We start from the raw sequence: 12,772 nt of genomic DNA on the forward strand, positions 1-12,772 counted from the left end.
TGTATATTCTATACATGTAAGGTTAACATAAGGTCCTATTATAGGGATTCAATGTATTTAGAAGACTATTAAAAAAGTCCCCCAGATTGTTTAACTGGGGGACTTTCGTATTCACATAATTCTCGTTACCGGAAGTTCTATTTTAGTAAACTCATAGCAACTACAATACATCCAACTATAAATAATTCTTTTTTAAATATGTATTTTTATCTTTACTTAGGATATGCTACAGTCTTTTCCTTAAAAATGTTTCCATAATATCTCTCTTAAATATTTCGTAATTGAACTGAAAAGCGACATTATGTGTTTTATAACCTGGATTTGTCACAAAACGAAAGTCTGCGATACTTTGACCAAATCCTTCTCCTTGATCGGGAATTACTTTGATGGGCACTTTTGACAGACGAACTGCATCTGGATTCAACAAATACCATATTGTTACAAAATCATGCATAGGGCTTCCTCCTATGCCAGGATTCGATTTAGAGTAGAAATTATAGTAGTAGTCTAACATAGGTTTGATGATGAGTCCTGCAAGGTCTTGTGTATTCCGGTGAAATGCATCAATTTGTTGAACCATTTCAGGTGTAACAATCGCGTGTTGGGTGACGTTTAATGGAATAATTGTCAAATTTTTTGCATGCTGCAGAATTAAGTTTGCTGCATAAGGGTCTGCGTAAAAGTTGGCTTCAGCCACAGCAGTCACGTTTCCGGGGTAAAAAAAGGCTCCACCCATGCAAATGTATTCTTTCACATTCCGCATTGCTTCTAAATTCAAAATAAATGACGTAGCTAATGAGGAAAGTCTTCCCAAATTGATAATTGTAAGATCGTCTAAATTTGAGTTTATAATTTTGTAAATATCATTTATGGGATAAATTGGATAAGAAACATCAGGTGGAATGATAGGTCCTAGTCCTACTTTTCCATGCACTTCAGGAAAATATTGAACTAATATACCTGTTAAAGGTATAGAAGCACCGAGAAATACGGGTATCTCTTTCCTTCCCGAAATATACTTCAAATAGTTAATATTTTTTATAGCATTCTCTCTCGATACATTTCCATAATCCGCTACAATTCCTACAAGTTGGATATCTTTACGAAAAAAGGTGTACAAAATAGCAAACGCATCATCAATTCCCAAATCTGTAAACAAGAGAACTTTTTTGGGCATATGTTTTCCTCCAAAAGCCATAAAATTTTATTTTTACTAAGGATGTAATGAATAGGCTTGTACTATATTTGATATATATTTTATATATTCTTCAATAGTACATTCTGTTCATCTATAACTTTAGATATCTTATATGTGTTTGCATCTAAAAAAGTATTTTTGTTTTGTATATCGTATACATGCTTGGTTAACATAACGCATCATTATCGGTAGCAAGGAAAAAGGTGTCCCCTTACTCTCACAAAAGATTCGCCTTTTTTTCTTTTGATCCATCAATGTATGATTTTATACATGCCTATTAGGGCTCGCTTTTGGGCCTCCCTATCGTTCCCGATTTTTTCATAAAATCTTGCATACTCTTAGCGTGTTTTTTTCCAAAATCCTGGCGGTACCCTTCCTATAAAAATTCTATTTTTAAAAACTAAACATAGTCTTATGTTGTTTTAAATTTAAAGTTCACTTTCATTTTTAACAAAATAGAATACCAAACTTAGAAATTACCTCATTCTCTATAATTGGGATTCGAATTGTTTTTAACAGAAGTGAACTTTAAAACATTTCGCATTTAAAACTAACTTGTATAAAATAAGTCGTTTTCAATTATGAAATATTGCTATTCTCATATTGTGTAATTTTTACATAATAAAAACACGTCCTACATTAAGCGCCGAACGTGTCTGGGATATTAGTTAAGATTGCAACTGCATCCATTTCTTGAATAACAGCATCATCATCTAAGTGCATTACATAGAAACGCTTGTCTTCCATAATAGCCGTTTTACCTTCCACAGCCTTACGAACACGAGTGTCATATGTATTAACTGCAATAAAGTTTTTTGGATCCGCTAAAATGATAATATCATCTGTAAACGATGGTACAGTAGTAATGCCATATCCCATTGGTTTATTAACCTGGTCGCCTGCACCTAGTAAAGCAGCATCTCCTGCACCAGTTGGTCGGTTTGTTAAATACTCAATCCATTTTTCACGACGAGACGGAGACATAATCCATCGTAGATTACTGTTTTTATATTTGTTTGGCATGGCACGAGATAAAGAGAATATAGAACCTTTACCAAATCCATCTGCCGATCCATCTTCAGTTAATAATTTAGCATGGTCAATAATATGAGAACTTGTAGACTTTTTAATTTTCTTTAACCATCCATCATTGATCGATAAGAATGGGTCATCTGAATCAATATCACCATTCCAATGTAAATCTTCCAAGTCAATACCTAGCTGCGTGGCCATTAGTGCCATTACAGTATCTTCGAATCCTTCACCTTCAATATTTTCGCGAATTGTTTCTTCTGTAATCTCCCAAGGAAGACGAATAGCTTTTGTATTATATTCTACCTTGGAGGTTTTAACACCAGCACGGTATTCATCATCTTTATTCTCAGTTTTCTTACGTAAAATACGGCCACCGATTGCAATTTTATCGATTTCACCCTGCTTGGCTTTTCGCATTTCTTTACGGTGCAGCTGCGAGAATGGCGTAGCATCAAACGCCATTCGGAAGAACTCTTTACTTTGTTCTGGATTTAATAATCCAGCAGTAAGAGATCCTGTTGTGATAGATTTTTCAATACGGTCTAAACGTGCCATTAAGTCTTGATTGTTCATTATAGGTCCTCCTTATATTACAGGTTAATACCTGCCCATTTATTAGTTTTTTTGATTTCTTGTTGTCCAGGTGTTGGTTCAAAATCTGGGTCTAGACCTTTACGAATAGAAACGTTTTTCCCAATATCCTCAATTTGCTTTACAATTGGTTCTAACTGTTTTTGAATCATTCCCTCAATTTTTTCTGTCTCTGTTAGCTCTGTTGCTGTATGATTATCGCCAGATGCCTCATCACCATTTACTTGCTTTGCGATTTTTTTCACCTGTTCGGCTAATGGCTCGACAGCTTGTTTTACGATTTCTGCAACTTCTTCTGGTTTCATTTCTTCTTCCTCCTTTGGTGTAGCAGCTTCTTTTATTTCATTAATTAAGGACAGTGCCTCATCAAGTTTCGTTTCATTCTTTTTGGACAATACTTTGCCTGCTTTTTGAATATTTTCAAGGAGAATGTTCTCTGCAGCTGCTGCGTTCTCTGATTTGGAAATTGTATAGTTACCTTTAATTGAAGTGAGAATTTCCTTCATATCGTCAAGAGCAGCTGTCATACGGTCAATGTCGGGACTATTCTCCCAAATCTCCCAATAGAACACATCCTCAAAGAGATTAAAAACAGCACGAAGATCACGCTTTTGTTTCTCATCGATAAAACGATCTTTTACTTCGCCTTTTTCGATTTTGTGTTTTTCACCGGAGAAGAATCCAATCATCTTACGAATAATTCCTTGTTCTTCTTTTGTGAAATCCTCTGCTTTTTCAATTTCTATTCTTTCACCAAATCCCCCCATAGAAAAACCAGTGATTTCACCTTTCTTAATTTCCTCCCAAGTGTCTGTGTCATCTACTCGAACCGTCATAAGCCATGTACCAGCTTTTATATCTTGTTCGCCGACAACCATATCACTTTTAGCAATCCAACTTTCAACAACCGTACCTTTCCCAGCAACCTCATCATGTTGTTTATCGATGTGCTGATAATTCTCCATAAAGTTGTATGCTGCTTTTTCAATTTCATCTGCAGTCATCATATCGCCATGAGAATCTTCTACATCCGGTTCATATACAATCCCCGTCACCAGCTGCTTCTCTTCCTCTGTTTTAAGAATTGGTACCTGTTTGGATATGTTCGTTTGTTTTGTATCATCGCTTTTCATAATGGCAAATTGACGACCATTTGCGCCTTTTGTTACAAGTGAAATATAACTAATGTTGGCGTTTTTTAATTCATACGGCATGTTTTTACCTCCTTCCTTATAAATATTGGGGCTCCACAGTCAAAACGCACAGCAGCTTAATATACAGCTATATACGTTTTGACGATGAAGCCCCAATAATAAAGGGTTCTGTTATTATTCTTCTGAAATCATAGTGCAGCGGCAATGAGGATGAGCTGGCGGACACATCTTTCCGTTACTAAATGATTCATTTATATCAACTGTCTCACCATCTAAGTCACCGCATTCTTTACAAACACGCTCATCTTGATCTGTAAGCCATGTTTTCTTACTTCGACCTGCACCTTTATATGCAATTAAATTACCGTAATTCATAGCATATGTCGTTTCTGTACGAGCAATCATCATTGCACGGTAATCCGTCGCTTCTTCTATAACATCAGATACAGCATCTCTTAAAGAATCCACACCCTTACCATTTTCTAAGTTCTGTAGCATAACTTCTCTTAATCGATTACGTGTGGTTTCATTAAGTCCTTGTGCCAATTCAAATGCGTAAATAGCGACCCACTGTGCAGCAACATCACCAATTGGATCTAAAACAGCCCATACTAGACCGTTTTCAAATAATGCACTTTGTATAAATGAAGTAAGATCATCCTCTAATGTGTCACTCATTTCATCAACGAACATTTGTGTTTCTTGTTCCCAATCCACACCATTAAGATATGCATCTACTTCTTCTATACCCTCAATCTCTGCATCTGATTTTTTGATATAAATAATGGGAAGTAGGTTTAAGAGCCTATTTCCCTGCTCGGAAAAAAATCTATTACCTTTTTCTGAAGTGATTTTTCTATTTCTTCATGTTTTTCCCGGAAGTTGTTTAAAACCCTTGTTTTTTCGTCGTCATCGGCTTTTACAATAGGTTCTAATACATTGCCTTGTCCTGTGTTAACGGCTGCACCTTCAAAGAATGTATCGCCACCTTCAACACCTTCGTAACCAACTACTTTTCGAGATTCATTTTTTGTTAAAATCCGTTTTTCATAACCATCTGCAGCATATTTCATATCACTTTCTCGGTCTTCTATATCAATTTCATTAAGTTTAAACTCCCATTGCAGTTCACCTAATGAAATGAATTCTCTGAATAGCTGTGTATTCAAACGATGCTGCAGTATTTCTTGACCTGGTTCAATGATAGAACGTTTATACATTTCATTCATTTCTTCAGCTGTTGTTTGTCCTAATGCACCCGACATGGCCCAACCAATACGATAAGGTGGCACACGATGAGCAATGCATATTTCCATTGCATTATCTTGTCTATATAGACGGAAACTCGCTTCTTTTACATCGGGACTAATTTTCTCTAATCGAGCCTTTGCACCGTGTGGAACAGGTATCACAGCCAATTTATGATGTTCTCCTTTTGTTTCAACAGAGAAAAAGGCTTTTAATTCATTTTCCACAGATGGGTCTATTTCATCGACACCTTCTAAAAACAGCAGCGCATCCGGAACCGTCTTACCTGTAAAATAATCAATATTGTAATCTCGTACAGCTTGTGAACCTACAATAGCACCTACCGAACTAATATAGTTCGGTATACCATAGTAGGATGAGCGGGATCCAAATTTACGGATAACAATAACTTCACCGGCCTTATTGCTATCATCTGCGGTTGTTTCTTTTCCATCAATAAGACGAAAATCCTCTGGATGACCAAACTTCTTAAACCAACGTTCTTTATTACTAACAATCTGTGCAAATCGTATTTTATCCTTATGAGCACGTACAGTATGACCAGGGATATGATACAACTCTGCTGGTTCGTTTTTCATATTACGAACAACTTCAATAATCCCCCATCCCAACGTTTCGTAATCTTCCCATACTGCCCTAATTAACTCATTGCTTGTCATTTCCGGATTACAATGTTTGATAAAGTGAGTTAACGCTTTATATTGTTCTGGACTAGATTTTTCCATTTCATTAATAGGGGAAAAGTCAAAGCCAACCCCAGCGATATCATCAACTTTTGCACTTATGCACGCTGAATGAATCGGATTACTTTCACGAATTTCAAGCAGCTTCTGCATATCATAAGGTGGTCTCATCAGTCCCTTATCACCATAAAATTGAGAGAACGGATCTACAGTCATTTGTTTGCTGCTATTACTATTATTGGTTTCATTCGATTTAGCAATTTCAATAACACTAACATTTTTAATAGTGGTTTTATCGCTCATAAATAAGGACTCCTCCTTTCTTTATAAATAAAAAATGATATGAGCAGCTGCCGCACTAAAAGAACGGCAAAAAAGCCGAATAATATATTCAGCTACACTCTTTTTACTTTTCCACCCATTACTACTTTACGTTTGGCCATATCATCTTCCATCGCATAACGAGTCATATCGATACTATGATTATCTTTATCTTGTAACCTGTCTTTAGGATTACCATCTTTGTCAGTTTCATAATCGATGTTTTCAAATTCTCTTGCTATATTAGGACAACGATGTGGGTCAATAACGATTTCTATTAAATCATCTAGCCATTTTTCACCGAATTCAACTGAACCTGGTCCCTTTTCAGCGCCTTTAATACGGTTAATGCCATGTTCTTTCATATCATCAATTGACTTTGGTTCGGACGAATCTGCAATAATCATGAAATCATCCCAGCCAAGCTGCTTTATCTTTTCCGCTAATTTACGGTTACTTATTTTAACACCATAGATTTCACCGAAAATATAAAGAGTTCTTCTAGTTTTATCATAATGCATACGACCAAATGACAAAGCATCATTACCATAACCCCAGTCAATACCTTGCCGGATATTATCAAACTTCTTAATTTCGGAATCGGTAATCTTTCTAAACTTAAGGTTATTAAATGGAACAACACCGCTTCCTGTTGCTTTCCCTAAATATTCATGTTCATATTGCTGCGGTTTCCGATCTTTCGTTTCCTCTGCTTCCTCGATAAACTGCTTAGAAATATGAGGGTTGTCCAAGTATGTACTATGATGAACAAATGTGTTTTTAGGAGTGAATTGCGTTTCAAACTTTTTATTTACCCATGACTGCTTTCTTTTCGGTGGGTTGTATGAATAATACATCTTATACCGTAGCCCTATTGGCAGCTCTTTACGTACAATTGATTTTTCGATGGTAGACACTTCTTCTTCTAATTTAAATTCTGCTAATTCTTCAAACCAAGCAATCGCTACTGGATACTTAGCCATCTTTATACCTTTAATTTTCGCTGGGTCATCTGCACCACGGAATATAATTTTATTACCACGTGGCTTATATACAATTTGCATAGGATTTTCTTTAAATTGAAAAAGATGTTCTACTTCCATAAGTTCTATCGCTTCTTTTAACTGCTCATAGCATGATTCCCTTAAAGTCTTTTCAACTTTACGTACACAAAGTGCTGTAATAGGATACTGCATAATATCTGCAATAATACAAATGGATATGTCCGTTGATTTTCCCGAACCACGACCGCCTTTACAGACCATTTTTAAAATCCTTTCGCACTTTCGAGCTAACCAAAGACGGTGAAATGCAGGTGGAATCAATTCATCTATTCTTTTCTTAATCATCTAAATCACCGGTAATATTATCAATGAATTGAACTGGTACAACAACGGTCGTATCAGTATTTGTTGTAGATTTCAACTTATCAATCTGCGCTTGAATTAAATTCAGTTTAGCACGTCGTTCGTCGTCAATATGGGCCAATCTATCAAAGTCTTTAATAAGTGATGCTAACGTGGCCAACGCCCTAGAATGAGCATTTAAGAAGTTCGCTTGTTTATCCCAAGCAAATTGAATTTCCCATTCTTCCTCAAAACCATTTTCACCAACTTTATGCTTTTTAAGCTCTTTTGTCATATCGGATTTATCTTGTACAAACATAATACGCTGTGCATAAATAATATTTGAAAACTGCAACATGATATTTTCCCATAGGATCGCTAACGGATCATTAGCAACTGCGCTTTCGAGTTCCTCTTTTAATCGATAAACTTCTTCAGGAAGATATTTTCTAAATAAACCATGTGTAGTTGCATTACTATTACCAATAGGAGCTGCACCCCCCGAATTACCAACAGCGTTTTTATTGCCTTTTTTTGCACCACCACGGTTATTTAAAGCATTTTTATTCCCTTTTGGCGCACCACGTTTCTTTATGGAACGTTCCGTATTATTTGGAACGTTCTTCTTTTCTTTTTTATGAAACGTTCCATTCAATCGGTCGTCCCATTCATCTTTATTCTTCCACCCTCTTACAGTACCTACAGAAGAAATACCCAATTCCTTTGCAATATCAACAATAGGTTTTTTTCCTTCACTAGTTTTATATATTTCAAAGGCTTTATCTCTATCTGGACTACGTTGCCTAGCCATATTCACCACCTCACAGCAAATAGTTTATAACACAAAAAGGCAAATGCTTTATTGGCATTCACCATGTTTATTCTATAGATTACAGGGCTACATATAATATAACACCCTCAAAATACGTATCAAAAATACGTACAAATTCACCAAAATGTATTGCACGTATAAAATATACGTGTTATAATAAGGTATACCGTTTAGGAGGACGGTACAAAACATACATAAGAGAGGAGAAATACTTTTGAAGTCATACAGCTCACGAGAATTAATAAAAATCGTTGAGAGTCATGGTTGGATAAAACAAAAAGGCCGCGGCAAAGGCGACCATTTCGTTTTTAAGAAACCAGGCGCACCGATTGACATCGTGATTTACCACCCAGTAAAGGATGTCAAACGTGGCACGGCTCATAAGATTTTAAAACAGGCAAGGGCTTACTAAGCCCTCCTGTTTTCCAAAAAAACTGTATGCTTCTAATATAACCAATATGGTTTAAAAATCAACAAAATTTCTCCTCAACATAATTAAAAATATAAAATTGGAGGTATTTATAAATGGATAACTTAAATAAAAACGATTATAAAGATTTCTATAGTTTCACAGCTATATTCGAACAATACCCAGAGGAAAGCGGTTATAGTGTATCATTCCCAGATTTACCTGGGTGCCATTCTCAAGGCGAAACAATACACGAAGCTATCCAAAACGCTCAAGATGCTGTAGGTTCAATCATTCATAGCATGGAAATGGATGGACACTATATACCTAATCCTACACCACCAGAACAAATCGTTTTAGATAACGATTTGTATGAAGACATATCTAAAAAAATTATGGTGCAAATTAATGTTCATATGCCTTTATATAGAAAGGCGATCAATAATAAGGCCATTAAAAAAACATTAACTATCCCTCAATGGTTAAATGAAGCGGCAGTAAAGGAGAACTTGAACTTCTCACAAATCTTACAAGATGCATTAAGAGAACAGTTAAATATAAAGTTACCTTATGATACTGACTATAAAAACAATAATAATTAAGGACGCTGAGTGCGTCCTCTTTTTTATTTTATATAAAATAAGAAAAGCAGCATTATTCACCGCTTTTCTTATTAAACATCTTGTTTGGCCTTTGCATATATAGTTGAACGAGGTACACCAGTCATCTTCGCTATATCATTTACACTTAAACCGTTATCTTGTCGGTTTTTCAACAAGTGCAATGCCTGTTTAATTTGCTTTTCATCTTGTCCTTTTCGGCCCATGTGCTTCCCTTGTGCAATCGCTCTGGCCCTTCCCTCTGCTGTTCTTTCATTTATAAGGTCTCTTTCAAATTCAGCAATAGCACCAAGCATAGTAAACATCAACTTCCCTGAAGGTGTCGAGAAGTCGATTTGTTCTTTCAAAAATACAACCGATACATTTCGTTCACTTAATTCTTTAACAATACGTTGTAAATCGAAAGTCGATCGGGCCAATCTGTCTATTTTGTAGACAACTAGCTTATCACCATCTCGCAAATAGTCTAATGCTTTTTGTAATTCTTCTCGGTCACTTTTCGCACCACTTTGCTTTTCTGTAAATACTTTTGTACAACCATAAGCTTCTAACTTTTCAAGTTGCAGTCCCAAATCTTGTTCTTTTGTACTTACTCGTGCATATCCTACCACTTCCACAAAAAACATCTCCTTCTAACGTCCAAAAGTCTTATGTATTTTATACATTTAATTATAGACTAACTTCTGTACAATAACAAGCAGGTTTTCTTGTCGTTTTGAATGTAGTTCATGAACCTGTCTAAAAGTATTTACTTTTAGACAGTCTTAATTCAGAAATATGCACTTGAAAAAAGTGGGTTGTGTTGTGTTTGTTTTGTAATGATTCTCTATTACTTCAACTTTCTAACTGCACGTTTTAAGCTCGCTCTCTGCCTTCTCTCAGCTTTCTTCTGCTCATGTACAACATATGCTTTGCAAATGAGATAAATCAGCGTCATACCGCATAGAGTCACTATAAATTTCTCCATGTTATTCCTCCTTATTTCTTCTAAACTAGCAGCTCATAAAAAGAGTGTCGGAAGGAGAGTCACCGATGAACTGCTAGTGTACAAGTAATAAAAATACCGCTACTAATAAATAGCAGCGGCTACAATAAAGGATAGAGGTTTACAGAAAAGTACTGTTACGGCCTTTTAATGTATCAAGGCGTATTCCGCGCCTCTTTGAACCATTAATTCCAACTTTAATATTAATAGCTCAAAGAGAAGCAAAAGCTGGGGTTTGTGTAGCAACGGAACAAAAACGGCAACAGGACTCAAACCTTGGATTATCATAAACCTTCATTTTTGATAATCCTAAAAAAATATGAAAATTAAGGTCCTGATTCATGGAAATTACGTTATCAAAACTATTATCATAATCAAATTAACAATAACATCCGTTTTTGATAATAATAAAATCGGATGTTAAGGTCATCATTTTACTTTGCGGTCTATGATATCTACCCTGTTACCGTCCAAAATAGATGCTATTGCCGATTCTGTTCCATTACTACACAGACCCCAAGCTTCTCTGGATTATATATCAAAAACTATTCAGCTGCTGCATATGCTTTGCAATTCTCTCATTACCTAAACGCCAGTACTTTTCATCTTTCTCAAATCCAATAAAGTTCCTGTTCGTATTAATGCAAGCAATTGCTGTAGTAGCTGACCCCATACAGTTATCTAATACGACTTGCCCTTCTCGTGTGTATGTTTTAATTAAATACTCAAATAACGGTACAGGTTTTTGAGTAGGATGGAATGTCTTACTTTCTCGAACAAAGTCGATTACTGATTTAGGATAGTTTGTATATTTAGTTACATGTACTTTGTTTAATGATTCGTTGTTTCTTTTTCCAAATATCTGCAACTTCTTTTTCGGCTTCCTATGAACAATCGGCTTATCTAATAGAACCAGATCTTGCGGATAATATTTAGGTAGCTTCTTATAAAACACCAAAATATTTTCATGATTCTTTAAGGGCATTCTATTTGCATTTGGAAAGCCAGTAGTATGATTACCTTTCTTCCAAATCCATTCATACCTAAATAGCTTCATATTTGAGGCAATTAATTTTGTAGTAAATGGCTGACTAGCCGTTAATAGAATAGCACCATTATCTTTTATAATTCTTTCGTACTGTTCCCACAATAAATCAAACGGAATAATTTCATCCCATTTACATGCAGTTGTTCCGTAGGGTAAATCACAAAGGATCATATCAATTGATTTATCCTCAATTAATTTCATTCCTTCTAAACAATCCATATGATGCACTTTATTTAACAAGCAAGTATCAATCCTTTTCATATATGTTTTTCTATGATGATTTGATAACATCAAGAGAAGTGCATTCCACACCTCTTTGAAACGGCACTCGATATATTGGCTGATTCTATGTAAGCAGATTGGAGGTAGGCCGAGTACCGTTTCAAAGAGAAGCAGAAGCTTCTCCCTCGTTGTTTTTCGTTTAACTATCCAATTTACGTTTTTGTGAGTAATCGCTTTTGGATAAATGAAAAGCTTGAAAGTGCATGAAAAGGTTAAACTTTCAATGTGACCATCCCCTTTGTCATTTGAATGGAGTGTACTTTAAAAAATTGACAAGTTATGGTTTCATACATATCAGTCCACCAGGAACATAATACACATATACGGAAATATTCTCTTCACTTATAGAGGGCATTCGTAAGACAAAAAAACCGTTTTTTCTCATTCCCCATTCCGGATAACTTTGCCCATCCCCCGAAAAGGGGTATTAATACAAAATATTCCATATCAAGTTTAAATTAATTTAGGATTCACCCTTATTTGTCCCAGTACCAGCGTAGCTTGTTTTATAACATAAACGTTCACTTTTGTTATAACGTTAGTTTTAAGAAGTATTCGCCTTGTTCGGGGGCAAAAACATCCTTTATAGATTCATCTAAAATGATCTTTTTGTTACAAGTTAGTACAAAATTTCGTTCTGGAGGTAGTTGTATTTTTTTGCTTGATAGGCATGTGACCCCTGTTTAATAAAAAATAAGATTCATATAATTGTCTGTAAATATTTGAGAAACTTATTTATTAAATAACATGAAGTATTTAGCGTTTGAATTTTCTGTTATTATTAAATATATAAAGAAAGATAAGGAGGGGTTATGTGTTTACGTCCACTAGAGATGAGAAAATCACACAACTTTTAAATGAATGGTATATAGAAATAAGGTCAAGACGGTTAAAGGAAGCACAGGCTTTAAAAGAACATATTGATATTCAAATTAATAGGTTAAAAGAAGAAACAAATGAATCTGCACAAGACCAAAACCTATTACTTTATTACTCACT

The 12,772-nt window shown here is 35.3% G+C and carries 13 protein-coding genes; 3 read left to right on the forward strand and 10 right to left on the reverse strand.

The genetic code is table 11. The features are described 5' to 3' along the window. Nucleotides 1–226: 226 nt before the first annotated feature. The 7 genes from BAMA_RS22360 to terS form a co-directional block, all read right to left on the reverse strand. A complete protein-coding gene (locus BAMA_RS22360; protein ID WP_034643983.1) occupies nt 227–1,177 on the reverse strand; it encodes a nucleoside hydrolase in 951 nt (316 codons plus the stop codon). 660 nt (nt 1,178–1,837) lie between these two features. Then, entirely contained in the window at nt 1,838–2,806 is a 969-nt protein-coding gene (locus BAMA_RS22365) for an XkdG (protein ID WP_034643984.1), read from the reverse strand. 17 nt (nt 2,807–2,823) lie between these two features. Then, nucleotides 2,824–4,038: an XkdF-like putative serine protease domain-containing protein gene (locus BAMA_RS22370; protein ID WP_034643986.1), complete on the reverse strand. Its 1,215-nt coding sequence runs from the start codon at nt 4,036–4,038 to the stop codon at nt 2,824–2,826. Nucleotides 4,039–4,152: 114 nt separating this feature from the next. Beyond that, entirely contained in the window at nt 4,153–4,671 is a 519-nt protein-coding gene (locus BAMA_RS22375; RefSeq protein WP_034644019.1) for a phage head morphogenesis protein, read from the reverse strand. 104 nt (nt 4,672–4,775) lie between these two features. Continuing rightward, nucleotides 4,776–6,233, reverse strand: a complete 1,458-nt coding sequence (locus BAMA_RS22380; protein ID WP_034643989.1) for a phage portal protein — start codon at nt 6,231–6,233, stop codon at nt 4,776–4,778. A gap of 92 nt (nt 6,234–6,325) precedes the next feature. Beyond that, a complete protein-coding gene (locus BAMA_RS22385) occupies nt 6,326–7,600 on the reverse strand; it encodes a PBSX family phage terminase large subunit (protein WP_034643990.1) in 1,275 nt (424 codons plus the stop codon). Continuing rightward, nucleotides 7,593–8,408: a phage terminase small subunit gene (terS, locus tag BAMA_RS22390; RefSeq protein ID WP_034643992.1), complete on the reverse strand. Its 816-nt coding sequence runs from the start codon at nt 8,406–8,408 to the stop codon at nt 7,593–7,595. Before terS ends, BAMA_RS22385 begins: the two co-directional genes overlap by 8 nt. A gap of 235 nt (nt 8,409–8,643) precedes the next feature. On the opposite strand from terS, the gene BAMA_RS22395 reads away from it, so the two are divergent. Then, nucleotides 8,644–8,841, forward strand: coding sequence for a type II toxin-antitoxin system HicA family toxin (locus BAMA_RS22395; protein WP_034643994.1), 198 nt, complete (start codon nt 8,644–8,646; stop codon nt 8,839–8,841). A 113-nt stretch (nt 8,842–8,954) separates the two neighbouring features. Next, nucleotides 8,955–9,440: a type II toxin-antitoxin system HicB family antitoxin gene (locus BAMA_RS22400; RefSeq protein ID WP_034644012.1), complete on the forward strand. Its 486-nt coding sequence runs from the start codon at nt 8,955–8,957 to the stop codon at nt 9,438–9,440. A 71-nt stretch (nt 9,441–9,511) separates the two neighbouring features. On the opposite strand, the gene BAMA_RS22405 is transcribed toward BAMA_RS22400, so the two are convergent. From BAMA_RS22405 to BAMA_RS22410, 3 genes are all read right to left on the reverse strand, one after another. Beyond that, a complete protein-coding gene (locus BAMA_RS22405; RefSeq protein ID WP_034644014.1) occupies nt 9,512–10,075 on the reverse strand; it encodes a recombinase family protein in 564 nt (187 codons plus the stop codon). A 212-nt stretch (nt 10,076–10,287) separates the two neighbouring features. Beyond that, the gene (locus BAMA_RS24680; protein ID WP_157406063.1) at nt 10,288–10,425 is read right to left on the reverse strand and encodes a hypothetical protein; all 138 of its coding nucleotides are present in this window, start codon (nt 10,423–10,425) and stop codon (nt 10,288–10,290) included. A 556-nt stretch (nt 10,426–10,981) separates the two neighbouring features. Beyond that, nucleotides 10,982–11,731: a DNA-methyltransferase gene (locus tag BAMA_RS22410; RefSeq protein ID WP_034644021.1), complete on the reverse strand. Its 750-nt coding sequence runs from the start codon at nt 11,729–11,731 to the stop codon at nt 10,982–10,984. 856 nt (nt 11,732–12,587) lie between these two features. Here BAMA_RS22410 and BAMA_RS22415 point away from each other — a divergent pair. After that, a partial coding sequence (locus tag BAMA_RS22415) for a response regulator aspartate phosphatase (protein WP_034644017.1) occupies nt 12,588–12,772 on the forward strand: 185 nt, incomplete at its 3' end.

The sequence above is a fragment of the Bacillus manliponensis genome (genome assembly GCF_000712595.1).
Taxonomy (GTDB): domain Bacteria; phylum Bacillota; class Bacilli; order Bacillales; family Bacillaceae_G; genus Bacillus_A; species Bacillus_A manliponensis.

Coding starts and splice junctions, on each gene's coding strand:
- BAMA_RS22360 (WP_034643983.1), bottom strand. CDS start 1,177: ATGCCCAAAAAAGTTCTCTTGTTTACAGATTTGGGAATTGATGATGCG.
- BAMA_RS22365 (WP_034643984.1), bottom strand. CDS start 2,806: ATGAACAATCAAGACTTAATGGCACGTTTAGACCGTATTGAAAAATCT.
- BAMA_RS22370 (WP_034643986.1), bottom strand. CDS start 4,038: ATGCCGTATGAATTAAAAAACGCCAACATTAGTTATATTTCACTTGTA.
- BAMA_RS22375 (WP_034644019.1), bottom strand. CDS start 4,671: ATGTTCGTTGATGAAATGAGTGACACATTAGAGGATGATCTTACTTCA.
- BAMA_RS22380 (WP_034643989.1), bottom strand. CDS start 6,233: ATGAGCGATAAAACCACTATTAAAAATGTTAGTGTTATTGAAATTGCT.
- BAMA_RS22385 (WP_034643990.1), bottom strand. CDS start 7,600: ATGATTAAGAAAAGAATAGATGAATTGATTCCACCTGCATTTCACCGT.
- terS (WP_034643992.1), bottom strand. CDS start 8,408: ATGGCTAGGCAACGTAGTCCAGATAGAGATAAAGCCTTTGAAATATAT.
- BAMA_RS22400 (WP_034644012.1), top strand. CDS start 8,955: ATGGATAACTTAAATAAAAACGATTATAAAGATTTCTATAGTTTCACA.
- BAMA_RS24680 (WP_157406063.1), bottom strand. CDS start 10,425: ATGGAGAAATTTATAGTGACTCTATGCGGTATGACGCTGATTTATCTC.